Source organism: Streptomyces sp. NPDC003393, assembly GCF_053589015.1.
Map to the genome: position 1 here is coordinate 55,067 of NZ_JBSFRB010000034.1, position 23,655 is coordinate 78,721.

A 23,655-nucleotide genomic window follows, 5' to 3' on the forward strand; every position below is an offset into this window, starting at 1 on the left:
ACGGCCCCCGCATCGCCCAGTGTGGACCTGTACGGGAGCAGAAGGGATGCATGTCATGGCGGACCCGGGCTCGTCCTCGCACGTCGTGGTGGGTGTCGACGGCTCGCCCGCGTCGCATGCCGCGCTTCGGTGGGCGGTCCGGTACGCCGAGCTGATCGACGGTGACGTGGTGGCGGTGGCGGCCTGGGAGGTGCCGTGGGCGTACGGGTGGGCCGGGCCGGCGGTGGACCCCACGTTCGACCGGACCATGGCCGAGCAGAGCCTGGTCAACCAGGTGGACCAGGTTGTCGGTGACTCCGGTGCCGCCCGGGTGCGCAAGCGTCTGATCAAGGGCAATCCCGTCGAGGTGCTGCTCAGTGAGGCGGAGGGGGCCAAGGCCCTCGTGGTGGGCAGCCGGGGCATGGGCGGATTCCGTCGCACGCTGCTGGGCTCCGTCAGTCAGCAGTGCGCGATGCACGCTACGTGTCCGGTCGTCATCGTGCGGGCGGAGGTCGAGGTGGCGGACTCCCCTGCACAGGCCGAGTGAGGCGGCGCGGCCCACCGGCGCACGAACCGAACCGCAGGTGCCCGCGCTTGTCCGACACGGCGTGCCGGGTCGGGTGCTCGGTGCAGGCCCACTCCATGGGGCTGTCCCCGCAGGCGTTCGGCCGGATCCGGAGGACCTCGAACGTGCGCTGGTCCAGCACCAGCATCTGGCGGTGGTGGCCACTGGTGACGAAGACCCGGTCCTGCCGGACGCCGATGCCGCGGGAACTGCACGGGGAGGGTTCCTCCCGGGGCAGCAGTCCCGACCGGTCGCACACCGTCGCCGGGTCCAGCCGGTCCACCAGCTCCAGGGTGTCCAGGGACCACCGGAACACCGCGCCCATACGGTCCTTGCCGATCACCCACCCGTCCGCGGCGGCCAGGCCGTGAAGCGGCCGGCCCTGCCGGACGAAGGGCGACGACGCGACCAGCCGCAGTTTCTCGTCGAGTCTGTGAATACGACCGTAGGTGTCCGCCGTGAGAAGGCCCGCACCGTCCACACAGAGGATTCTGACCAAGTGGTCGGTGGGTTTCACGATGTGCTTTCCCGTTCTCTCTCCGATGGGATCCGCATACGGACTGCTCGGTTACTTGCTCGGGTTGACGCTGTCACGGACCGGACCGTCCCCGTCAACCGCGACTGCCCGTGGCGAGGATCCCTGACATCGCACAGGTCCCGGAGCAGCCACCCAAGGACTCCGAACGCTCCTCGATACGGACGAGGATGACGACGACACCGACGACGACGAGGATGACGACCCGGACGACGAGGAGGATCACTGAGTCTTCCCCGTCTGGACCCGGGCAGCGGTGACCGTCGGCGGCCCCGCGGTCATCCGATCAGGGTGCGCAGGACCGGAATGCTGCCGCCGGCGCCGGACAGACCCGCGAGGGCAGCCGCCGCGATCGGGGCCCCGGTGAGGACCGTCAGGGAGCCGATGACCATGCCGAGGACGGCGGCGGCCAGGAGGACGACGGCGGTGTGCAGGGACAGGAAGGTGTCAGGTGGAGTGGACATGCCTCGACCCTGGTCCTCGGCACCGCTCCCACCCGCACTGACCGATCGGATCCGGTGAACGCCGATCACTCGCCCGACTCCTCGGCACGAGCCGGGTGTTCGGCCGAACGCCCCTCGCACGACCGCTGCCGGCACCGGCTGTGCGGGACTGTTCCGTCAAGTTCGGTGCTGAGCGCTCGCAGGTGCCTTACGCTGCCGACGACTCGGCACAACGCGGGGGGACGGAGTCCATGGCAGAGGACGTCGACGCCACCGACCGGGCCGGCACGTACGAGAAGGCGTTGCGGGACCAGGCGGTTCACCTGGGCCGCCTGAGGGTGGAGCGGGGCAATCCGTCGTTGCGCGCCATCGAGGCCCGCGCGCGGAAACTGTTCACCCGGGAGCAGGCGGCGTTGCCCATCGCCACGCAGAGTGCGGCGTTCGGCGGGAAGTACGTCGGCGTGGACAAGCTGATGCTGCTGGTCCGTACGCTGCTGTCCTGGGACGAGTACGGACAGGAGTGTACACCGCCCGACCGTAGATCCCCCGTGCTGGAGCCCTGGCGTGCCAGGTGGGTCGCCGTCGCGTCGGCACGGCCGGCCCGGCGGCGGACTCCTGCCGGGCGGCGGGAACCAACGATCGCGCCACCGGAGATCTCGACCACGGAAGCGTCCTCCCCCCGCTACGACCTCGCCTACGCGCCCTTGGTGCACACGGGTCCGGTCGTGTCGGCGGCGTTCTCCCCGGACGGGCGGCTGCTCGCCACCGGCAGCGCGGACGCCACCGTACGTCTGTGGAACTCCCGTTCGGGCACTCCGGCCGGGGAGCCACTCGCCGGTCACACCGAAGGGGTGGCGTCGGTGGCGTTCTCGCCCGACGGGCGGCTGCTGGCCACCGCGAGCGCCGATCACACGGTGCGCGTGTGGGACACAGTGTCCGGTGCTCCTGTCGGCGACCCCCTCAGCGGCCACACCGACGAGGTCTGGTCGGTGGCGTTCTCCCCGGACGGGCGGCTCCTGGCCACCGCGAGCACGGACGAGACCGTCCGGCTGTGGGACACCGCCACGCACACCCCGGTCAGGGACGCGCTCACCGGCCACGGCGACCCGGTGTGGTCGGCGGTGTTCTCCCCCGACGGCAGCCTGCTCGCCACCGCGAGCAGGGACAAGACCGTACGCCTGTGGGACCCCGCGAGCGGTGTCCTCGTCGGGAAGCCCCTCGTCGGTCACACCGACGACGTCGAGTCGGTGGCGTTCTCCCCCGACGGGCACCTGCTGGCGACGGTCGGCTCCGACGGAACGGTGCGACTGTGGAGTACGGCCACCGGCGCCGCGGTCCATGCCCCGCTCACCGGCCACACCGGCCCGGTCTTCTCGGTGGCGTTCTCCCCGGACGGCCGGCTGCTGGCCACCGCCGGCCGGGACCGGACCGTGCGGCTGTGGGATCCCGCGGCCGGGGTCCCGGTCAGTGAGCCGCTCACCGGGCACACCGATCAGATCTGGTCGGTGGACTTCTCCCCCGACGCACGTCTGCTCGCCACCGCCGGTCACGACAGGACGGTGCGCGTCCACCGGCTCGGTGGGCCGCACGCTCCGGCACCCGTCGTCGCCGTGGTCACCCCGGCGCTGCGGGCGGTCGAGCGCGCCCTCTCGCAGGGGCACCCGGTGCCCCTGCCTCCCCTGCACGGCAGTCGTACAGGGCCGGTCCATTCCGTGGCGTTCTCACCGGACGGCCGTCTGCTCGCCTCCGCGGGCGGCGACGGGGTCGTGCGGTTGTGGGACCCCGTCACCCGGGCCCCGGTCGGCAGTCCCCTCACCGGGCACACCGGGGAGGTCCGGTCGGTGACGTTCTCCCCCGACGGACGCCTCATCGCGAGCGCCGGTGACGACGGAACCGTCCGGCGGTGGGACGCGGTCGCCCGCCTCCCCATCGGCGAACCCCTTGCCGCACAAGGTGGTTCGTACCTCTCGGTGGCGATCTCCCCGGACGGGAGCACCCTTGCCTGCGCCGGTCACGAGTTCCGGCTGTGGGACACGGCGACGGGCGTTTCCCTCGGTGAGCCCCTGTCCGGCCGCACCGGCGGCATCCGCTCCGTGGCCCTCTCCGCCGACGGACGCCTCCTCGCCACCGCCGGTGACGACGGAGCCGTCCGCCTGTGGGACCCGGCCACCCGGCTCCCCATCGGCTCCCCTCCGGCCGGACACGCGAGCAGTGTCGCCTCCGCGGCGTTCTCCCCCGACGGTCGGCTGCTGGCCATCGCCCGCCACGACGGGACGGTCCGTCTGTGGTACACCGCGAGCGGTGCCCCCGCCCGTGGGTCCCTCACCGGCCACAGCGGCCCGGTCCTCTCGGTGGCGTTCTCACCCGACGGGCATCTGCTGGCCACCGCGGGGGGCGACGGCACCGTACGGCTGTGGAACACACGCACCCGATGCCCCGTCGGTGAGCCCCTGGCCGGCCACACCGGCCGGATCCGGTCCGTCGTCTTCTCCCCCGACGGGCACTTCATCGCCGTGGCGGGAAGCGACGGGATCGTGCGGACGTGGGCAGGGCGCTTTCGACTGCCATCGGTTCACCCGTCCGGTTGAGCCCGTCCTCGCCCCGGCGAGCATGCCGGTGGTCCCGGGTCGCCGCACCTCGGCGGCGGCCCGGGACCACCAGCGTCGTCCTCGTGGGAGGGCGTTCGTGGCCGGCCCCGTCAGGTGCGGGTCCAGCGCTGGTTGCTGCCGTTCCAGCAGGAGTAGAGCTGGATCAGCGTGCCGTTGCCGGTGCCGCTCCCGACGGCGTCGAGGCAGAGGCCGGACTGGACGCCGACGATGGTCCCGTCGGAGTTGAGGCGCCACTTCTGGTTGTCCCCGCCCCAGCAGCTGTAGATCTGGACTTTGGCGCCGTTGCCGGTGCCGGCGGCGTCCAGGCACTTGTCGCCGTAGACCCTGAGCTCGCCGGCGTCGGTGTACTCCCACTGCTGGTTGGCGGCGCTGTGGCAGTCCCACAGCTGGACCTGGGTGCCGTCGGCGGTACTGGCGTTGGGCACGTCCAGGCAACGGCCCGAACCGACGCCCTTGATCTGTCCGCCCTCACCCTCGTCGGGGGGCGTGGTGGTGCCGCCGTTGAGCGCGTTGAGGACGGCGGTGTAGGCCGACTTCTTGTTGCCGTTGTTGTCGAACAGCAACGGCGTGTCCTGCGACCGCCAGGAGTCGCTGTCGCGCACACCCCAGACGGTGATCCCGAGGCAGCGCGAGACGGCCAGGCAGTCGTTGACCACGTTGGCGTACGTCGTGGGCGAGGCGCCCTGGATGTCGAGTTCGGTGATGGCCACGTCGACGCCGAGGGCGGCGAAGTTCTGCAGGGTGGTGCGGAAGTTGCTGTCGTAGGGGCTGCCGCTGTTGAAGTGCGACTGGAAGCCGACGCAGTCGATGGGCACACCGCGCGACTTGAAGTCCCGGACCATGGAGTAGACGGCCTGGGTCTTGGCCCAGTTCCAGTTCTCGATGTTGTAGTCGTTGTAGCAGAGCTTGGCGGACGGGTCGGCGGCGCGCGCGGTCCTGAAGGCGACCTCGATCCAGTCGTTGCCGGTCCGCTGCAGGTTGGAGTCGCGCCGGGCTCCGGAACTACCGTCCGCGAAGGCCTCGTTGACCACGTCCCACTGTGCGATCTTGCCCTTGTAGTGGCCCATCACGCCGTTGATGTGGTCGATCATCGCCTGGCGCAGGGTGCTGCCGCTGAGGTTCTGCATCCAGCTCGGCTGCTGGGAGTGCCAGGCCAGGGTGTGACCGCGCACCTTCTTGCCGTTCTGCACCGCCCAGTTGTAGACGCGGTCACCGGCGGAGAAGTTGAACTGGCCCCGCTGCGGTTCGGTGGCGTCGATCTTCATCTCGTTCTCGGCCGTCACCATGTTGAACTCGCGGTTCGCGATCGACGTGTACGTCGAGTCGCCCAGCTTGCCCGAGGCGATGGCGGTGCCGAAGTAGCGTCCGCTCTGCGCCGCCGCCGCGCCGAGGGTGCTCTCGGCGGCCTGTGCGGTCGGCGGCACGGCCAGTGCAGCGACCACACCGAGGACGCCGGCGAGCAGCGCCGGCACCAGATGGCGGGTCCTTCGGCGGCCAACGGATCTGGGAAGGGCATGAGGGCCCATGGGTGTGCCTCCTTGGTAGGAATCACGGAAGTGACCGAAGCGCGGGGCAGGTGTCGTCCGCTCCCACATGCAGAGGGACGGGAACGGCCGGGACCTGGGCCGTTTGCCCAGGACTCACTTGGTTCGATATCTCGACCTGTGGTCGGTTTCCCAGACAGGATGATTGAGGGATTGACGGTGGATCGTCAACCCTTCGCCGCCAGAAAACTTTCTGTTCTTGTTTCGAAAGTTTCAGAGCTGGCCGACACCCCTGAGGCGAACCGCCGGCGAGCTGGCGGCCGGCACCGTGGAGCTGGGTCGCGACCACGACGGCGCCGGGAGGCGCTTACCCAACTCCCTTATGTGAGCCTGCTTTACGGACGACCGCCATCGTGTCTAGCACGTCCGGTAGGCACGCCTGCTCGTCCCGCTCGACGGAGGAACTGTTTCCGGACAGATCGGCCGCAGACCTTGACCCAGGGGATCACATTCCCTACTTACGGCGTCATGGGAGACGAAAAACTTCGAAAGTTTCGGACCGGACATGACGTGCCGCTCCGCGCGGGGCCGGGTCACACGCTCCGGCCCCGCGCCCGGGTCCGCTGCCTCAGTTCGATGATGGTCGCGACGGCATGCAGCCAGGCGGCCGCGGTGTCGTCGGCGGCGATCCCGCCCGCGAGTTCGGTGCCGGCCCGCAGCCACTCCCGTACGAGGACGGCCGCCTCCCGGCGGGGCAGGGGCTCGGGCAGCTCCGCGGCACGGGCGAGTCCGCCGGCCCGCACCGTGTCGGCGAGGAAGGCGACCGAACGCGGCTCGGTGCCGAGGCGGTCGAGGACGACGGCCGCGGCCACGGCGCCGTCGCCGAACAGGGCGGTGCGCCGGGGGCCGGGCTCGGCGGTGAGGCCGTAGCGCAGCAGGACCGTGATGTCGAGCCGGGCCAGCTCGTCGTCCGTGCGGTCCGGTGGGTACGGGGCGTCGTTCATGGCGGGGCCTCTGGTGTCTCGTCGTATCCGGCTGGTCCGCCGCGGCTCAGCCGACGGTCACCGTGTAGGTGATGCGCTCGGGGGCCGGGGAGGGGGTGGCCGCGCCCGTGGTCGGGGTGGCGGAGGGCCCCGTCGTCTGCGGGGGCTGGGTGGAGTTGTTGTCCTGGCAGGTGGTGATCGTGCAGTGCAGCAGCGTGAACCGGGTGGTGCCCTTGCCCTTGGCCTCGAAGGTGAAGGTGAGCCGGCCGCCGGCACCGGGCTCTGTCTCGCCACCGGAGTTGGACGCGTAGTCCTGGCCCTTGCTGACCAGAACCGAACTGTCGGGCTTCGGGTCGACCAGGTACCAGTAGTCGCGAGTGGAGGCGTTCCGGTTCACGGTGAGCGTGAAGCGGTCGCCCGGCTCGGCCGTGATGCTGGTGTCGCGCACCGGATGGCTCTTCGGGTGGCCCGCGGCGCTCGTGGCGGTCGTATCACTCGTGGCGCTCGTGGCCTTGTCGGCCGGTTCGTCGGTGCCCGGGCCGCAACCCGTGGCGAGAGCGAGGAGCGCGGTCGCCGCGATCGCGGCACCGCCCCTGCTACCGCGGAAGATAGACGCTGTACGCATTGGGGAGATCACTGGTGGAAGCCTTGCCCATGTGGCCGTTGATGAAGTCGTCCTCGCTGACCCAGGTGGTCGAGCCCCAGGGGTTGTACACCTGAAGCCGGTCACCCTCCTGGGCGATGATGGTCATGGCATGGGCGCCCTCCTTGCCCGAGACGTCGACCGGCACCGGCCTCCCCTGCGCCACCGACTTCTCGACCTCGGTGAGTACCGCCCTGCGGTCGGCGGCGCTGTTCAGATCCTGGCGCTCGTAGTCGGTGCCGGTGGCACTGCCGACGGCGCTGTCGTTGATCCGTTCCTGCCCCTCGGGTCCCATGCCCGTCCACTTCGCGCCGCCGTCGCCTTCGGTGTGCAGTCGGTGCTGTTCCGCCACCAGGCGCTGCTTGAAAGCCTCGGGGTCGTCCTGCTGCCCGTCGGGGCCGCCGGTGAGGTCGAGCGCGTAGACAGGGTCCACCATGGCGCGGGACGTGACGGTGGACGAGGCCACACAGGTGCCCTCGGAGCCGTCGCCGCCCTGGACCCACCGCTGGCCGTCGAACGTGACGTAGTCCTTGTTGTTGTTCGAGCCGTCCGGTGCGAGGCCCTCGTCGTTCATGCTGTCGGAGGCGGTGACCACCGGAGTGAGGTGCCGGCGCAGCCAGGCGGGATCCTTGCCGTGGATCTTGTCCTGGAACGTCGCGATCTCGGCGACGCTGTGGCCGGCGGCCAGAGCCTTCATCAGGTAGGCCCGCTCCTGCGGGGAGGCCGACTTCGCCAGGATCCGCTCCATGGCCGTCTCGTCGTCGAGGCTCAGCAGGTCCATACGTGTCGACGCGCGCGCCAGGTCGCCGGCCGTGAGGATCTCGTTCAGCTCGGCGTCGGCGCCCGCGACGCCGGTGTCGGCGAGCATCAGCTTGTCGACGGCGGTGAGTTCGCTGGTGTCCATCTTGCCGGCGCGTGCCTCGGCGGCCCACTTGTTCAGGTCCCGGGCCGCGACGCGGGTGGCCTCCTGCGCGTCGGCCACGGCGGCGTGCATCAGGTCGACCGCGTAGGAACCGAAGTGGGCGGCGTTCTTGCGGTCCCACTCCTCCTCGTCGTTCTCATGCAGGTTGTCGAAGAAGCCGTCCTTGCCGCCGAGCGTCTTCTTCTGCTCCAGCAGCTGTCCGCGGCCCTGCTCGTCCTTGCGCTGCGCGGCGCCGATCGCGTCGGCCAGCGTCAGCAGGACCGTCGCGCACCCCTGGAACGCCTCCCTCATCTGGGTCACGGCCCGGCCGGCGGCGTTCACCACGTCGGAGGCGAGGACGCTCGTGTCCCCGACCCACACCTGCGGAAGCCCCTTGCGGCCCACCCGGTCGACCTGGTCGAACACGCCGCCGACGTGGTCGACCTGACCGCGGTAGAGGTGTGCCAGGCCTTCCAGCAGGCCCGGGTCGCCGCCGGGTTCGGGCACCGAGAGGGCCTCGTCGATCAGGTCGAGGAGCTCGTTCTTGCTCCCGGCGCCGACCATCTTCTTCGACAGCCCGGCGAGCCACGCCAGTCGAACGGAGGGGGAGTTGAACGGGGAGGAGAAGAACGACACGTATCCGTTCCTCAGTAGGTCGACAGGACCGAGGTGCGGCCGCCCTGCGTCGAGGTGTCGGTGAGGCTGCTCGCACCGCCCACGAACACGCTGTCGGCCCGGGTCTTCGCCAGATGGTCGGTGCCGTGGTAGGTCTTCTGGGCCAACTGCACCTTGCCACCGAGTTCGTGCAACGCCGACGCCAGCGTCTTGGCCTCCGCCTCCCAGGCCTTGACGAACGCGTTCAGCGCCGACGCGGCGTCATCGCCGCCGGCATCGCTGTAGGAGTAACTGGTGCGCGACTTCACGGCCGCGCTGACGCCGTCCATGTCCGTGCCGGCGTCGTCGAGTTGCCGGGCCTGGCCGGTCATGCCCGCCTTGACCTGGTAGCCGTCCGATCCCATCGTGCCTCCCCCGTACGCATGTCGATCGCGACCACGGGAGGCTAACACGCACTTCACACAAGAAGATCAAACGTCATGCCGCCGCGCACGCCTCTTCACAGCACCCACCCACCGCGTCCCCGACACTCGTCCCGCCACGGGCGATCGGCCGCGACCCGCCGGAGGCTTGGGGCCACTTTGGAGATGGCGACGCGGTTCCCTGCCACCAGGACGCGCCGTTGCGCTTCGGCTCGATCCCGCTCTTACGCGCTGGGCATGCAGGGTAGTGCTCTCGGGTGGGCGCCTCGGATTGCCGGGCTCGCGAGGGGGGCGATGGAACAGTGACGTCGACGTTGAACGCCTATGGTCCGCCAGGTGACCTGACGGAGTATCTGCCGAACCCGAACGAACCGATCGACCGATGGTTTCAGGCCAGAAACGCGTCGAACGTCCGCACGACGGTCCGGATCGTGCGGGATCTTTGCCCGGCGGCGGACCTGTTCGTGGATCCACTTGCCGGCGGCGGAAGTTCGGCTTGTGCGGCGCGCCTGCTGGGCTTGCCCTTCTTCGGTGTCGAACTGGACCCCTTGCTGGCCTGCGTGTGTCTCGCCAAGTCAGTGGCTGAGTCCGCTCACGCGAGAGCCGTGCCCGCACGGGTCGATCCCGACCGACCAGTGGCGTCATGTCTCTCAGTGACCCGCCGTCTGAGCGCAAGCACCGAACACCCCGTGTCCGACCACGACATTCTCACGGACCTGGAAGGCAGCCCGTACCCGTCCACGGAATCGCGCGTGCTGTGGGGCGATGCGACCCAGGCGGAGCCTTGGGACGAACTCCATGTGGACGCACGCCGAGCGGTGCTCTACACCTCTCCGCCGTTCGGCCTCTCCTCGCCACGACCTCAGGCCCCTCCGGAGATTCGGACGGAGGCCGAGCTGGCCCTCAAAGCGGCGAAGGCCGCTCGGTCCGGCACCGGACCTGGACCTTTCGCCTCGTACGACCAGATAGCATCGGCCGTCGTCCTCCAAGCGGCACAAAGACTCCGGCGGCTCACCGTGATACTTGAGCACGAGCCGGCCGACGACGGCTCCGACGCACGCTTCCTTACGATCCGTCGACTGAACGACGCGCTGGGCAGCCGCCTGCGGGACGTCCGTATCCTGGAGTGCGGCGCCTACTCAGCACGTGGCATGTTCTCCTTGATCGTAGGCGAGGTGGCCCAGTGAAGGCGGACGCGTCCACGTACACACTCACCGAACACGAGTGGCCCGCGCTCGCCGCCGACACCATCAACCTGGCCGATGCGCACGCGCGTCACTCCTTGTCCTCCGACTCAGTCCGACGCATCTCCGAGGTGACGCACCACCTCTTGGTCAACGGCAGGCCTGACTACTTCGAGGCGGAGACGTGGTTCCGCGAAGCTCTCGCCCGCCACACCGGCCAGCGCTACCCCAGTCCCTCTTCCTACCTGACCTACTCCGCTTCGATCGCCCTGGATGTGATCGCCAAGTACCTGCGGTCGGTGCAGGGGCCTGTCGGCATGATCACGCCCACATTCGACAGTGTGCCGGCGCTCTTCGCCAGGAGCGGTGTGGGTATGGTGCCCATCCCGGAGCGACGCATCCTGCCCGACTGCGACACCGACTTCCTCGACTCACTGACGCTCAGCACGCTCGTCGTCGTAGCGCCGAACAACCCTACAGGCGCGATACTGGCGCCCGACCAGGTGCTCGCACTGCTCGAGTGGGCGGCTCGGCGCCGCACGCTTCTCGTTCTTGACGCGTCCTTCCGCATGTTCGATCCCGGGCTGAAGCTGGACCTCGTGGACATGGCGAACGACATCGGAGCCGACGCCGCAACGGTCGACGACACCGGCAAGACCATCCCTCTGCACGACACCAAGGTCGGAGTGCTCACAGCCACCCGTGCCCTCGCCCGCGACCTCGGCTCCATCTGCACCGATGTGCTCCTCAACGTCTCGGAGCTCAACATCAGGATGCTCGCTGCACTGCTGGAAGACGACGGACCGTACGGGGAAGCCGCTCGGTCGCGCACTGTCGCCGCCGCCAATCAGAGACAACTCGAGCAACGCCTCGGTCTCACACTTGCTCCTCCGGATGAGCGCGCATTCCAACGAAGTGTTGCGTGGCTGCACTTGGGACAGCAGCGGGACGCCGTCCTTGATGCCTGCCGGGCCCGGTCCGTGAACGTACTGCCAGGCGACCGCTTCTATTGGAACCACGACCACAGCAAGACAGGAAATCCGGGATCGCAGTGGATACGCGTGCCGCTCCTGCGCGACGAGGAATTGTTCGGTCTGGGCCTGGACGCCCTGGAAAGCGCTCGGCGTTCCGTGGAAGTTTCGGGGGAGACGGTGTGAGCAGCGACGGCAGAATCGTGCTGGTGACCGGCACCACGCTTGTCGTGCAGTCGGCGCTCCAGGAGGTCGAGGCCCGAGGGTACACCCTGCGCAGGCTCGAGAAGGACGAGATCACCGCAGCCGAGCTGCACCAGGCGCTGAGGGGTGCGTCGGGTTATGTCATCGGCGGTTACGAAGAACCGGAAGCCGAGCACTTCGAGGAAGCGGATCTGCTGGAGGCTGCGGCCTTCGTGGGCTCCGATTACCGTGCCGTCGTGCCGGGTTGGCGGCGTGCCATGGAACTCGGCATCGCCTTTTCCGCGACGCCGGGTGCGAATGCCGACTCCGTGGCCGAGTTCACGGTCCTTTTGATGCTGGCTATGGCGCGGCCGATTCTCGGATCCATCGCCCGTTCGGATACGAACGGACTCATCGCGCCCGAAACAATGGGACCCGCGGCGTTGGAACTACGCGGCCTCACCCTCGGTGTCATCGGCCCCGGCCGAATCGGCACGCGTGTGGCCGTGATCGCTTCGGCCGGTCTCGGCATGCGTGTCGTTTATGCCGGTCCGCACCGCAAGCCGGAGTTCGAGTCCGCTGCGTCGGCGCACTATGTCGAGAAGCAAGAGTTGCTGGCGGTATCGGACGTAGTGAGTCTGCACCGTCCCGGCCCCGCGCGGGGAGAGCGGCCCGAGATCGGCCGCGCCGAACTGGAGCAGATGAAGGACGGTGCACTGCTGATCAACAGCGGTCATCCGGACCTGGTCGATCCAGCCGCTCTGTATCAGGCCCTCGGCGAGAATCGCGGAATACGGGCGGCGAGCGACGGGCTGCGCCGCTCGCCCGCGTGGCAGAGTCTGGTGTCCCTGGGGCCCGAGCGCTTTCTGTGCCTGCCGCAGACCGGCTTTCACACCACGGCGGCGGACTTGCGTGCATCGTCGATCGCCGTGCGGACGGTCTGCGACATCTTGCGGGGCACGCACACGGAGTTCGTGGTCGAGAACCCGGATTACCGAGAAGTCAGACAAGCAATCGGACGGGTGATCAGGCGCCGCGCTTGAGGCCTTGAGCGAAACCGCTCACAAGACCCGGCTGGCCAGTCTCGCGATCGCCGCCCCGTTCTGGGTGCGCAGCAACTGCCTGAGCCCGCACACCGCGGAGTTCAGGCGGGGCTCGTCGAGTCCCAGCCGTTCCAGCGCCGCCGCCCACGATGCGTCGTCCTCGGCCGCCGTCGCGAGTACGCCCAGCCCCCGGCCTCCTTCCACCCGGCGATGCAGCCGACGCTGCAATGCGGGCCATCGCACGACGATCTCGGCGACGTACACCAGCAGGCAGGCGCGTTCCACCGCCGCCTCCGACCGGGCCAGCGGCTCGTCCACCATCAGCGCTCGTTCATAGAGCTGCCAGACGTTCAGCATTCTCTTGGCCTCACGGATCGACGGCTCCTCCAGCGCCGCGATCCGTTCCTTGAGAAGCTGCTGGATCCGGGGATGCTGTTCGAGGGTTCGTACAGCGAGGACCGCGGTGGGAGCGGGCCTGCGCATGTCTCCCGGCCCAAGGCCGACTGGGACTACGGTGTCCGGCGCCGCCGGGGGCGCGCTGCGCCCATCGGGCTCGGCGAGGGTCCGGCCCCGTGGGGACGGAACGTTCACCGGTGCGGACGTCCGACGCGGGGACGGCAGACGGGTCACTGTTTCGACAAAGCCTGCGACTCCCTGGTCCGAGACCTGGGGGAGCACAACGGGCAGTTGAACGAGCTTGCGCAAAAACGCCCAGCCAGGGCTCGGGTCCTGCGCATAGACACCTGTGTCGGTGCCGGTCGCACCGGTGTAGGCGTCCAGATGGCCGGCCACCACCGAGGGATCGAGACCGATCACGAAGCGGGCCCGCAATCCGTGCCCGGTGGCGATGCCGTTCAGGAAGAGATTGACGGCCTCGAACACCTCGGCGGCGGTGTCGCTGCGGCAACGGTCCAGGTCATCGATGAATACGACGAGTTCGTTACCCGTGTCCGCGAGATCCCCCAGCAACTGCCCGATGTCGTGCTGCAACAGGTACAGCGACCCGGCCGAAGCGCGGAACAGCGGGTCAGCGGCCTGGGCCGGGCTGTCCTGAACGCCCGGCTCCCTGCCGTCGTGTACCGGCAGGCGCAGCATGGCACCGGGGATGAAGCGGGATGCACCACCGACGCAGTACCGGACGAGGGAGTGGATCAGCGCCACGATCAGGTACGCGACCGCGACGACGAGGGAGAGGTCTGCGGCCGTCCAGCCGGCACCGACAAGGTCCAAAGACCTGTTCAATGCGGCGAGGCCCAGGAGGAAGGGCAGCAGCACGGTGATGATGCCGAAGCCGAGCAAGGGCGAGACGGTGCGCCGGAGCAGTAGCCGCCGCAGAGCGAAGCGGTCGACACGCTCCAGATTGCGGGTGAACCAGTAGCGTTCGCGTTCACTCTCGCTCGGATAGAGCACGGGTGCCACGGCCTCGATGATCTCTCCGGCCAGTCCCGCCCAGACCTGTTGCCCGGACTGGTAGAACCAGGGGTTGAACCAGGCGGTGACGATGCCGGCCCGATCAGGGCCGGTTCCCGGCGCCGACCGGCCCCCACCGTGCCCGCCGATCAGGCGCACCGCCTCACGCACGGTCATAGCGGGCCTGTCGGCGTGATTGACGTCGGAGCGAACCGGACCGGGGGCCAGATCACGTACCAGGGTCATCAAGGTGCTTTTGCCGCTCCCCCAGGGTCCCTCGACGCTGATCACACTCGGGCCGCCCTCCCCCTTCGACGGGTCGATGGGACGGAAGGCCTGGTGGGCGAGCGCACGGGCAAGCGCGTCACGGCCGAGCAAGTCCGTTCGGGCAGGGGCATCCGACATGCCCCACAGAGTGACTGGTCCGGTTTCGATCGTCCGGACCGCTTCTCCCGTCCGCGGGTTCCACAGCCTTACGGTGCCGTCGTACCCCGCCGAAGCGATGCGGGGGTCACCCGAGGGCGTGGTCCAACTCGTCAAGGCCCAGACGCCTGATGTGTGCCCCACGAGAGGGTCGCCTGCGGAGGTCCGCGTCTGCGGGTCCCACACCCGGACGGTGTCGTCGTCGCTGCCGGTGGCCAGACGAATCGCGCCATCCGTGTCCTGCCAAGCGGTCAGGGCCCCGATGCGTGCGGTGTGCCCGGTGAGCGGGCCGCCCACCGCGGCCCCCGTCTCCGGATCCCAGATCCGGACAACGGCGTCGAAGCCCGCCGAGGCAAGTGCGGGTACTCCTTGGTCGGTGGTCCATACGGCCAGTGCTCGTGCCCATGCGGTATGGCCGGCCATGTCCGCGCCCACCGGCTCCCCGGTCTCCGGGTCCCAGACCCTGATGCGACCGTCGTCCCCGGCCGAAGCCAGTCGCTGTGATCCCTCGGCATTCGTCCACGCCGCCAGTGCCAGCACCCACGGTGATCGGGACGCCCATTCCCGGACGAGTGTTCCTGTCTCCGGATCCCAGACCCGTACGACTCCGTCGGTCCCGCCCGAGGCCAGGCACCACTGACGAGTCGATCCCTGCCATGAGGCAAGGGCCGGTAACCAGGCCGCCCGCCCCGGCAGCAGTTCGTGCAGCGCCGTTCCGGTGTGGGGATCCCAGACCCGGACGGTACCGTCGTCACCTGCCGAGGCGAGCCGGGATCGTCCGTCTGCGCGGGTCCAACTCGTGAGCGCCCAGATTCCGGCCGTATGCCCCGTCAGAGTCGGTCCGGCGGGCGTACCCGACTCGGGGTCCCAGACACGGATGACCGCGTCGTCCCCCGCCGAGGCCAGTCGTACCGAGCCATCGGCCCTGTGCCAACTGGTCAGGGCCCACTGGCCGGCGACGTGGCCGATCAACGGCTCCATCACGTCGAGGCCCGTCCGGGGATCCCACAGTCGGATCGTCCCCCCGTCTCCAGCACTGACCAGACGGGGCTCTCCGTTGTCGTCGGTCCACGCGGCCACGGCAGGCATCCAACCGAGATGTCCGGGCGAGGGCTCTCCCACTGCGCTGCCGGTCTCGGCGTTCCAGATGCGAACGGTACCGTCCGCAGCGGCAGACGCGAGCAGCGTCGCGCCGTCGTCGCAGGTCCACACGGCGAAAGAGCGTACGGCTGCCGTGTGCCCGGTCATGGGCTCGCAGACCGCATGCCCCTCGGCGTCCCGCACCTGTACAGTGCCGTCCACTCCGCCGATCGCGAGCCGGGCCGAGCCATCCGGACCCTGCCAGGCCTTGATCGCGTAGACACCCGCCGCACACGCCTGGCGGATCCGGTCCGTGGGCTCGCCGGTTTCCGCGTCCCAGAAGTGCACGTCGCCGCCGTCGCCGCCGGCCGCCAACCGCACGGAGCCGTCGGCCAGGACGAACGCCGCCACTGCCCACAAACCGCCCGAATCCGCGATCAACGGCTCCCCCAGCGGCTCGCCGGTGCGGGCGTCCCAGATCCGGACGGTGTGATCCGCACTGGCCGAGGCGATCCGGACGCCACCGTCCGGCCTCGTCCAACTCGTCAGGCCCATGACCCACTCGCTGTGTCCGGTCAAGGGTCCGACGACGGCAGTTCCCCCGGCCGGGTCCCAGATCCACACCGTGTGATCCTCGCCCGACGACGCGAGGCGATGCTCCCCCGCAACGTCTCTCCAGTGGGTCAACGCGCCGACGCACGCTGTGTGGCCGATCAGTGGAGACCCCAGGGGGGTGCCGGACCGCAGGTCCCAGATACGCACCGTACGGTCCGCGCCCGCCGAGGCCAGGCGCAATCCGCCGTCCGCCTCACGCCAGGTCACCAGTGCTCCGACGCCGCCGGGCTGAGGATCAAGCCACGGGATGCCGTCCTCGGACGGTGCGACAACAGGGACCGTCATACTTGAGGGCACCCCGGGGCGAGTCGACGATTCAAGCGAGAAACCTTGGTGTCCGCGGTCACGACGCGAGCGTTTTGGTACCCCACCCTGTGAACCGTGGATGCCCCCATAGGCCTGAACGCGGAACCCAACTAAGCCCCCCTGAGCCGGTATCAAGTTCAAGCGTGGGGATGCCTACCCGGTGCGGGCAGGTTCATTCCCGGGGTCGGCTGCGTGCGGGTGGAGCTGACGCGGGCATCCATGGCCCGGACCGCGTGGGGCAGGAGCCGGCCCGGCTTGGACGTCACCGCACCCGCCTCGCTCGGCTCCGGTGGAACCTGGAACGGACCCGCGTGGCCTGGTTGGGAGGGAATCTGGTGCATGAGTCCCTCTGAAACTTGGATCGGTTGCCGAATCGTCCGGCTCGCCGACTAGTCTGGCTCACCATGACGCGTGCTTGGACCCCGCCCCTGATGCTCGTGTTGTGTGGCTCAGCCGTCGCGACGGGGCTGGTCCTCAGCGGGCAACCCAATGCGGCCTGGGCAGTGCTGGCATGGTTCCTGCTGCTCGCCTTCGTGTACTCGCCCCTGTCGTTCCCCAGGTCGATCGGCGCGGCGGAGGCACAACGGCGCAGCGCGGCCGACGGCCGGCCCGTCGTCTACTGGCGACCGGGCTGTGCCTACTGCCTGCGGCTGCGTATGCGGCTGGGCCGCAGTGCTCGCCGGTTGCACTGGGTGGACATCTGGCGCGATCCGGCCGGGGCGGCCGCGGTGAGGGCGGTCAACGACGGCAACGAGACCGTGCCTACTGTCGTCGTGGCGGGCCGCCCGTACACCAACCCTGATCCCGCGTGGGTGCGCGAGCAGCTCTCTGCTGTCCGGTGACCCGGCGTGGCGCCCTGGCGAAGAGGCCCGCCGGTGTGCAGGCCCACTGGCCGAGCCATGCCCCGCTCACGGCCGCGGTCGCCCGGCCCCTTCGGTGAGCGTGGGGGCGCCCGTATTCGATTCGGCTTGTACGGGAAGTCGGCACGGGAGTGGAAAGGCCTCCCTTTTTCCCGTCTGTCGTACGGAATGCTCTGCGTGTTTCATGGAGGTGTGGTCTGCGGTGCGCCACCATACGGACGCGGCACAGGATTTTTTTCCGGCCGGTGGACGCGATGGTGCGCTGATTGCGTGGGGCGATGTGCTCGACACCAGCAAGGCCGACGACGTCAGGAGCGGCAGCCGGCGGGAGGAACACCGAGACAGAAAGAAGGACGGGCATGTCCGGCAGCGAGAGCGAGAACCCAGCAATCCCCTCCCCGACACCCACGCCGACCCCGCGGCCCATGACGAACCGGGACTGGTGGCCGAATCAGCTGGACCTTCAGGTTCTCCACCGGCATTCCCCCGCCTGCGATCCGATGGACGAGGATTTCGACTACGCGAAGGAGTTCGCGACCCTCGACGTCGACGCGCTCAAGCGTGACGTCTTCGAGGTGATGACGACGTCCCAGGACTGGTGGCCCGCCGACTACGGTCACTACGGGCCGCTCTTCATCCGGATGAGCTGGCACTCCGCGGGAACGTACCGCATCGCCGACGGCCGCGGCGGTGGCGGCAGCGGTGCGCAGCGCTTCGCTCCGCTCAACAGCTGGCCGGACAACGCGAGCCTGGACAAGGCGCGCCGTCTGCTCTGGCCGGTCAAGCAGAAGTACGGCCGGAAGATCTCCTGGGCCGATCTGCTGGTGTTCGCCGGGAACTGCGCCATGGAATCGATGGGGTTCAAGACGTTCGGGTTCGGTTTCGGGCGTGAGGACATCTGGGAACCCGAGGAGATCTTCTGGGGTCCCGAGGACACCTGGCTCGGGGACGAGCGCTACAGCGGCGACCGGGAACTCACCGGTCCGTTCGCCGCCGTGCAGATGGGGTTGATCTACGTCAATCCGGAAGGGCCCAACGGCAACCCGGACCCGATGGCCGCCGCCCGGGACGTCCGCGAGACGTTCGGACGCATGGCGATGAACGACGAGGAGACGGCCGCGCTCATCGTCGGCGGCCACACCTTCGGCAAGTGTCATGGCGCGGTCGATCCTCGTTACATCGGTCCGGAACCCGAGGCCGCCCCTATCGAGCAGCAGGGCCTCGGCTGGCGGAACACGTACGGAAGCGGCAAGGGCCCCGACGCGCTCACCAGCGGTCTGGAGGGCGCCTGGACCACCCGGCCGACCCGATGGGACAACGGGTACCTGGACAACCTCTACGGGTACGACTGGGAGTTGACCAGCAGCCCGGCCGGCGCCCACCAGTGGACTCCCACGGACCCCGCGGCCGGGGACACCGTGCCCGACGCCCACGATCCGTCGAAGCGGCACGCCCCCATGATGCTGACGACGGACATCGCGCTGAAGGTGGACCCGGTCTACGGGCCGATCACGAAGCGGTTCCACGAGAACCCGGACGAGCTCGCGACGGCCTTCGCCAAGGCGTGGTACAAGCTGCTGCACCGCGACATGGGCCCCGTCTCGCGTTACCTCGGGCCATGGGTTCCCGAGCCGCAGCTGTGGCAGGACCCCGTGCCCGACGTCGACCACGAACTGGTGGGGGACGAGGACGTCGCCGCGCTCAAGGAGCGGATCCTCGCCTCCGGCCTCTCCGTCTCCCAGCTGGTCACCACCGCCTGGGCGGCGGCGGCGAGCTTCCGCGGCACCGACAAGCGTGGCGGGGCGAACGGGGCGCGGATCCGGCTCGCGCCGCAGAAGGACTGGGAGCTCAACGACCTCCCGGAGGTGACCGAGACGCTGCGGACGCTCGAGCGGCTCCAGGAGGAGTTCAACCCCTCCCGGACCGACGGAGTGCGAGTCTCCCTCGCCGACCTGATCGTCCTCGGCGGGTGCGCGGCCGTCGAGCAGGCCGCGAGGAACGCCGGGTACGCCATCGTGGTCCCGTTCGCCCCGGGGCGTACGGACGCCTCACAGGAGCAGACGGACGCGGCCTCGTTCGCCGTGCTGGAGCCCAGGGCGGACGCGTTCCGCAACTGTCTTCCGGCGGGCGAGAAGCTGTCGCCGGAGACCCTGATGCTGGACCGCGCCAATCTGCTGACGCTGACCGTTCCCGAGATGACGGTGCTGATCGGCGGGATGCGGGCCCTGGACGCCGGTTTCAAGGGGTCCCGGCACGGCGTCCTCACGCACCGGCCCGGCAGCTTGACCAACGACTTCTTCGTGAACCTGCTCGACATGGGCACGGAGTGGAAGACATCGGCCACGGACGCGAACGTGTTCGAAGGCCGGGATCGCGTCACGGGCGAGGTCAGGTGGACCGCCACCGCCGTCGACCTCGTCTTCGGTGCGCACTCCCAGCTCCGCCCGGTCTCGGAGGTCTACGCGGCCCAGGACGCGGGAGAGAAGTTCGCGCGGGACTTCGTGGCCGCGTGGAACAAGGTGATGAACCTCGACCGGTTCGACCTGCTGCGGAGCTGAAGCCGGTACGACGCCGACCGCGTCCCGCGGTCATGCCCGCGGGACGCCCGACGCCCGGCGCGACCCGGGGATGTCCGGGGGCCGGCGCGGGACACATGTGGCGGATCGTGTCCCGCGCGGGCCCGGCCGTCAGGCCCTGGACGCCCTCGCGCGCCGGCTCCGTGCGAGCGCCCGCCGCAGCAGAGGCGTGTGCCGCTTCCCGCCGCCGGGCAGGTTCAGTTCGGTCAGCCGCTCGGTGTCGAAGTACACGCCGTACTGCCCGTTTCGGCCGGCGTCCGGGTCCTGCGCGGTCCGCGACAGCAGCCGTTCGGCCGAGGCGCGCAGCCAGGGGTACCGGGCGGGCTGCATGCAGTACCCGACCGCCTCCAGCAGCGACTGGCAGCCGGGAGGGGCTTCGGGCAACCGGGGGGCGGCCCCGCGTTCCAGGTCGGCCACGACGTGGTCGACGATCGTCAGCGGCACCCGGTTGCTGTTCTGATGGGGCGTCAGTGCCCGCAGCACCGTTTCGGTGCCGACGCGGGCGACGGGTATGCCGTGGTACGCGGCGGCGGTGAGCATCGCGGTGGAGAAGCAGCCGACCACCAGTTCCAGCGGCAGACGGGCGTACAAGGCCTCGGCGAGCACGGTGCCGCCCAGCACCGTCAGCCGTACCCCGGCCCTGGCGGCCTCGCGCTCCAGAACCTCGGAGCGGCCGACCGGCGCGGAGGGGTGCGGCTTGAAGGCCACCGACTCGTGACCGGCCGCCGCGGCGGCGCGCACCATCCGCACATGCAGGTCCTCTTCCTCCTCGTCGGTGAGGACGCCCAGGGCGGCCAGGTACTGGCCGAGCAGCAGCGCGGTCGGTGCAGCCTCGGCCGCCCGCGCCACCTCCGCGTCGTCGGCGGCGGCCAGGGACAGTTCGGCCAGCACCGCGCGGAAGGCGTCGTGCGGGACGAGTTCGGGCTCGACGCCGAACTCCGAGAGCAGCAGGGGCCGCAGACCGGGCACCAGGTCCAGGTGGAGGAGCCGCTGGACCCGGACCGCGACGGAGTGCGGCGGCTCCTCTCGAGTCGGTCCGTAGGTCATCAGGCCGTCGGCGTACACGTGCACCGGGGCACCGGGGAACGCGGCGGCGAGGCTGCGGGCCGGACTGACCTGGATGGACTCCACCACGAGCGTCACCGGTCCGGTGCCGAGCCTCCACCGGGTGCGCAGTACCCGCTCCCACAGGGGCGCGTCGTCCGGGCGAGGCTGCCAGCCGGCCGGGTGGTGCGGGGCGATCGCCTCGTTGTAGTCCTCGACCTGGTCGAAGCGGGCGGCGATCTCCCGGTAGCCGGACATCTCGGACAGGGGCGGAGCCACTTCGGGGACGGCCGCGTTGTTGGTGAGCAGCAGCACCCGCCGGGCCTGTCCCGCGGGACCGAACCGACCGGCGTCCAGGGCCGCGGCGAGCGTCGCGGCGCCGTACAGCGTGGACACCTGGAAGATCTGCACCGGCTGCGGGCCGGGCGCGGGCGCGGTAGCGGAGGGACGCTGGGAATCCGGGACGTCCGCGGAGCCGGTGGCGGGTGCGGTGTGCGGGGCGGGACGGGAGGCGTCGTGCGTGGTGTGCGGCGTGCGGAAGACCGGGGGCCGGACGATCGCGGCGGCGGTGCGGCCCGGGCGGGTCTCCCCGGTGTCGCGCAGGCGGCGCAGCAGCGTGCTCCGGGCGGTGTCCATCGCCGTCAGGGTCTCGTCGAGGACCTGCTGCGGCATCCGGCGCAACGCGGCCGTCGACTCGGCCTTGAGCCGTCCGGCCACCGCGCTCTCGTACCGGTCGGCCTTGTTCAGGTGAAAGGCGATCATCGCGCAATAGGTGCGGACCGCCTTCGGCAGGAAGAGGTCGCCCTCCGGATCGGCGGCCACCTCCCGCAGAACGGTGTCGTAGGCGGGGATGAAATCCAGTTGGCGGGTGTCGGATATCTGGGTGAGGGACGTTCTCACTCCCCGCCGGTAGAAGGCCCCGTGCAGTCCCAGTGCCGCGTAACTGCGGGCCCGCAGATGCAGCCGCCACACCCACAAGCGGTCCTCGGCGGTACGCAGCCGCGTGTCGAACCGCCCTTCGCCGTTCTCGAAGAGGTGGGAGCCGTAGATGCCGAACGGGACGAAGGGGTAGTCGACCATGGTGGACATGTGGGCGGGCGCGATGCCGTCCCGCGGGTCCATCACGACGTCCCGCAGCCGGGCCGGAGCGTACCGGATCTGCCGCTTCCTGCCGGTGGCCAGCACATGGTCCGTGCGGGCGAAGTCGCAGCCGAGGCGGGAGACGCGGTCCACCATGGCGCGCAGGTGGCCGGGGGCGTACCAGTCGTCCCCGTCCAGGAACGTCACGTAGTCGCCGGCCGCCTCGTCCAGTCCGGTGTTGCGGGCCTGGGCCACACCGCGGTTGGTCTCGTGGTGGATCGCCCGCGCGTTCGGCAGCGTGCCGATCATGTCCTCGATGATCTGCCCGGTGCGGTCGGTCGAGCGGTCGTCGATCAGGAGGAACTCGACATCGGGGTCCGCATTGGCGGCCAGACTGCGTACCGTTTCCGCGACATAGCTCTCGACATTGTGGCACGGGACGATGACGGAAAGCGTGGGCATGTGCGGGTCCCCCCGGGGCTTTGTTCCAGGAACTCGCACAGGCTATGTGTCGCCGAAATCTTTCCGTTTCCCGCGCATGAACGGCCGTAGACGTCGCGGTGAACTCTGCCGAATCGCCTTCGCCCCACAGGTGTCGACGGCGGCCCGGCGGACCCGGCGCGGACACGACGTCGGAACGGAGCCTCTGCGTCGAGGGACGGGTCGCCGCCCGCACGCATTCCCCTACCCGCGGGCCGGCCGTTCGCCGGCGACCGCCCGGCGGGCGACCGTGACCAGTTCCGCGGCCGGGCCGACCAGGCGCCGCCCGGTCGGCCACACCGCGCGCAGGTCACGCGTGAGGTCGACGCCCGCGACGGGCACGCCGATCAGCCGGCCTTCGGCGATGTCTCCGCGGACGGCCAGCTCGCTCAGTACGGACGGCCCGGTGCCGGCGATCACCGCGCCGCGCACGGCGGCCGTCGAACCGAGTTCCACCAGGGGACGGACCCGTTCGCAGCCGGCCAGGTGCAGCGCGCGGTCCAGGGTCTGCCGCGTGCCGGAACCGCTCTCCCGCAGCACCAGCGGCGCCCGGGAGAGTTCTCGCGCCGACAGCGGCTCGCGGCGCCGCGCCCACGGGTGAGCGGGGTCGACCACGACGACGAGCCGGTCCTCGGCCACCTGCCGCGTGGACATCACGCGGGACAGGCGCGGCCCCTCGATGAACCCGATGTCGGCCTCGCCCGACTCGACCAGCTCGGGCACATGCTCACTGTTGGTCACCTGCAGTCCGACGTAGAGCTCCGGCCGGCGGGCGCGCAGCTCGCTGATCCAGACCGGCAGCAGGTACTCCGCGATGGTCAGGCTCGCCGCGACGCGCAGTTCGGCCTCCCGCCGGTCACGCAGCCGGCCCGCCCCGGCGAGCAGCTGGTCCAGCTCGTCCAGGACCCGCCGGGCGTGTCCGGCGACGATCTGCCCGGCCAGCGTCGGCCGGGAGCCGCGGCGGGTCCTGTCGACCAGTACCAGGCCCAGCCCGCGTTCGAGCGTGGACAGCCGTCGGCTGGCGGACGGCTGGGAGATCCGCAGCCGCTCGGCGGCCCGCCCCAGGCTGCCCAGGTCGGCCACGAGGACGAGGAGCCGCAGCGACTCGAGATCGGGGGTGCGCAAGGGGAGGGGAAACGTCCGGGGGTCCGGGGCGGAGGAGTCTGTCACAGTGCCAGCGTATGAGTCGGTCATACGCTTTCGCTATGACCTCCTGATCGA

General features: G+C 70.0%; 18 protein-coding genes and 1 pseudogene. 7 read left to right on the forward strand and 12 right to left on the reverse strand.

The features are described from left to right. Positions 1-55: 55 nt before the first annotated feature. The gene (locus ACWDUZ_RS27620) at positions 56-526 is read left to right on the forward strand and encodes a universal stress protein (protein ID WP_451634512.1); all 471 of its coding nucleotides are present in this window, start codon (positions 56-58) and stop codon (positions 524-526) included. Here the strand turns inward: ACWDUZ_RS27620 and ACWDUZ_RS27625 are convergent. The 3 genes from ACWDUZ_RS27625 to ACWDUZ_RS27635 form a co-directional block, all read right to left on the reverse strand. After that, positions 474-1,061 carry a hypothetical protein gene (locus tag ACWDUZ_RS27625; protein WP_451634513.1) on the reverse strand — a complete coding sequence of 196 codons (588 nt, stop codon included), beginning with the start codon at positions 1,059-1,061 and terminating at the stop codon, positions 474-476. The genes ACWDUZ_RS27620 and ACWDUZ_RS27625 overlap by 53 nt on opposite strands. Before the next feature lie 94 nt (positions 1,062-1,155). Next, on the reverse strand, positions 1,156-1,305 hold the full coding sequence (locus tag ACWDUZ_RS27630) for a hypothetical protein (protein ID WP_451634514.1): 150 nt from the start codon (positions 1,303-1,305) through the stop codon (positions 1,156-1,158). A 52-nt stretch (positions 1,306-1,357) separates the two neighbouring features. Then, positions 1,358-1,543, reverse strand: coding sequence for a hypothetical protein (locus ACWDUZ_RS27635; protein WP_451634515.1), 186 nt, complete (start codon positions 1,541-1,543; stop codon positions 1,358-1,360). Between the two features lie 230 nt (positions 1,544-1,773). Between ACWDUZ_RS27635 and ACWDUZ_RS27640 the strand changes: the two genes are divergently transcribed. Then, positions 1,774-4,110 carry a WD40 repeat domain-containing protein gene (locus tag ACWDUZ_RS27640; protein WP_451634516.1) on the forward strand — a complete coding sequence of 779 codons (2,337 nt, stop codon included), beginning with the start codon at positions 1,774-1,776 and terminating at the stop codon, positions 4,108-4,110. Between the two features lie 110 nt (positions 4,111-4,220). Here the strand turns inward: ACWDUZ_RS27640 and ACWDUZ_RS27645 are convergent, their stop codons facing one another. From ACWDUZ_RS27645 to ACWDUZ_RS27665, 5 genes are all read right to left on the reverse strand, one after another. Further along, positions 4,221-5,657 (reverse strand): endo-1,4-beta-xylanase, encoded by a 1,437-nt coding sequence (locus tag ACWDUZ_RS27645; RefSeq protein ID WP_451634517.1) that lies wholly within the window; start codon positions 5,655-5,657, stop codon positions 4,221-4,223. Between the two features lie 551 nt (positions 5,658-6,208). Continuing rightward, positions 6,209-6,619: a hypothetical protein gene (locus ACWDUZ_RS27650; RefSeq protein WP_451634518.1), complete on the reverse strand. Its 411-nt coding sequence runs from the start codon at positions 6,617-6,619 to the stop codon at positions 6,209-6,211. Positions 6,620-6,665: 46 nt separating this feature from the next. Continuing rightward, on the reverse strand, positions 6,666-7,223 hold the full coding sequence (locus tag ACWDUZ_RS27655) for a protease inhibitor I42 family protein (protein ID WP_451634519.1): 558 nt from the start codon (positions 7,221-7,223) through the stop codon (positions 6,666-6,668). Then, on the reverse strand, positions 7,195-8,778 hold the full coding sequence (locus ACWDUZ_RS27660) for a peptidoglycan-binding protein (protein WP_451634520.1): 1,584 nt from the start codon (positions 8,776-8,778) through the stop codon (positions 7,195-7,197). Before ACWDUZ_RS27660 ends, ACWDUZ_RS27655 begins: the two co-directional genes overlap by 29 nt. 11 nt (positions 8,779-8,789) lie before the next feature. Then, on the reverse strand, positions 8,790-9,161 hold the full coding sequence (locus tag ACWDUZ_RS27665) for a hypothetical protein (protein WP_451634521.1): 372 nt from the start codon (positions 9,159-9,161) through the stop codon (positions 8,790-8,792). Positions 9,162-9,481: 320 nt separating this feature from the next. Here ACWDUZ_RS27665 and ACWDUZ_RS27670 point away from each other — a divergent pair, with 320 nt between their 5' ends. From ACWDUZ_RS27670 to ACWDUZ_RS27680, 3 genes are read left to right on the forward strand one after another with little or no spacing between them, the layout of a single operon-like run. Beyond that, positions 9,482-10,366, forward strand: a complete 885-nt coding sequence (locus tag ACWDUZ_RS27670) for a hypothetical protein (protein WP_451634522.1) — start codon at positions 9,482-9,484, stop codon at positions 10,364-10,366. Beyond that, positions 10,363-11,520 (forward strand): pyridoxal phosphate-dependent aminotransferase, encoded by a 1,158-nt coding sequence (locus tag ACWDUZ_RS27675; RefSeq protein ID WP_451634523.1) that lies wholly within the window; start codon positions 10,363-10,365, stop codon positions 11,518-11,520. The genes ACWDUZ_RS27670 and ACWDUZ_RS27675 overlap by 4 nt, the downstream gene beginning before the upstream one ends. After that, positions 11,517-12,560, forward strand: a complete 1,044-nt coding sequence (locus ACWDUZ_RS27680) for an NAD(P)-dependent oxidoreductase (RefSeq protein WP_451634524.1) — start codon at positions 11,517-11,519, stop codon at positions 12,558-12,560. The genes ACWDUZ_RS27675 and ACWDUZ_RS27680 overlap by 4 nt, the downstream gene beginning before the upstream one ends. Before the next feature lie 18 nt (positions 12,561-12,578). On the opposite strand, the gene ACWDUZ_RS27685 is transcribed toward ACWDUZ_RS27680, so the two are convergent. Next, positions 12,579-16,535: a P-loop NTPase fold protein gene (locus ACWDUZ_RS27685; RefSeq protein ID WP_451634525.1), complete on the reverse strand. Its 3,957-nt coding sequence runs from the start codon at positions 16,533-16,535 to the stop codon at positions 12,579-12,581. 263 nt (positions 16,536-16,798) lie between these two features. On the opposite strand from ACWDUZ_RS27685, the gene ACWDUZ_RS27690 reads away from it, so the two are divergent. After that, positions 16,799-17,236: a glutaredoxin domain-containing protein gene (locus tag ACWDUZ_RS27690; RefSeq protein ID WP_451634526.1), complete on the forward strand. Its 438-nt coding sequence runs from the start codon at positions 16,799-16,801 to the stop codon at positions 17,234-17,236. A 377-nt stretch (positions 17,237-17,613) separates the two neighbouring features. Further along, the gene (gene katG, locus ACWDUZ_RS27695) at positions 17,614-19,812 is read left to right on the forward strand and encodes a catalase/peroxidase HPI (RefSeq protein WP_451634527.1); all 2,199 of its coding nucleotides are present in this window, start codon (positions 17,614-17,616) and stop codon (positions 19,810-19,812) included. 129 nt (positions 19,813-19,941) lie between these two features. Here katG and ACWDUZ_RS27700 read toward each other — a convergent pair whose 3' ends face one another. The 3 genes and pseudogenes from ACWDUZ_RS27700 to ACWDUZ_RS27710 form a co-directional block, all read right to left on the reverse strand. Then, complete coding sequence (locus ACWDUZ_RS27700) at positions 19,942-21,285, reverse strand: polysialyltransferase family glycosyltransferase (protein ID WP_451634539.1); 1,344 nt, start codon at positions 21,283-21,285, stop codon at positions 19,942-19,944. Positions 21,286-22,071: 786 nt separating this feature from the next. Then, positions 22,072-22,416: pseudogene (locus tag ACWDUZ_RS27705) on the reverse strand (glycosyltransferase family 2 protein); the annotation flags it as partial. Between the two features lie 222 nt (positions 22,417-22,638). After that, positions 22,639-23,604, reverse strand: a complete 966-nt coding sequence (locus tag ACWDUZ_RS27710) for a LysR family transcriptional regulator (protein ID WP_451634528.1) — start codon at positions 23,602-23,604, stop codon at positions 22,639-22,641. Positions 23,605-23,655 lie beyond the last annotated feature (51 nt).

Coding starts and splice junctions, on each gene's coding strand:
- ACWDUZ_RS27645 (WP_451634517.1), bottom strand. CDS start 5,657: ATGGGCCCTCATGCCCTTCCCAGATCCGTTGGCCGCCGAAGGACCCGC.
- ACWDUZ_RS27690 (WP_451634526.1), top strand. CDS start 16,799: ATGACGCGTGCTTGGACCCCGCCCCTGATGCTCGTGTTGTGTGGCTCA.
- ACWDUZ_RS27640 (WP_451634516.1), top strand. CDS start 1,774: ATGGCAGAGGACGTCGACGCCACCGACCGGGCCGGCACGTACGAGAAG.
- ACWDUZ_RS27635 (WP_451634515.1), bottom strand. CDS start 1,543: ATGTCCACTCCACCTGACACCTTCCTGTCCCTGCACACCGCCGTCGTC.
- ACWDUZ_RS27655 (WP_451634519.1), bottom strand. CDS start 7,223: ATGCGTACAGCGTCTATCTTCCGCGGTAGCAGGGGCGGTGCCGCGATC.
- katG (WP_451634527.1), top strand. CDS start 17,614: ATGTCCGGCAGCGAGAGCGAGAACCCAGCAATCCCCTCCCCGACACCC.
- ACWDUZ_RS27620 (WP_451634512.1), top strand. CDS start 56: ATGGCGGACCCGGGCTCGTCCTCGCACGTCGTGGTGGGTGTCGACGGC.
- ACWDUZ_RS27650 (WP_451634518.1), bottom strand. CDS start 6,619: ATGAACGACGCCCCGTACCCACCGGACCGCACGGACGACGAGCTGGCC.
- ACWDUZ_RS27665 (WP_451634521.1), bottom strand. CDS start 9,161: ATGGGATCGGACGGCTACCAGGTCAAGGCGGGCATGACCGGCCAGGCC.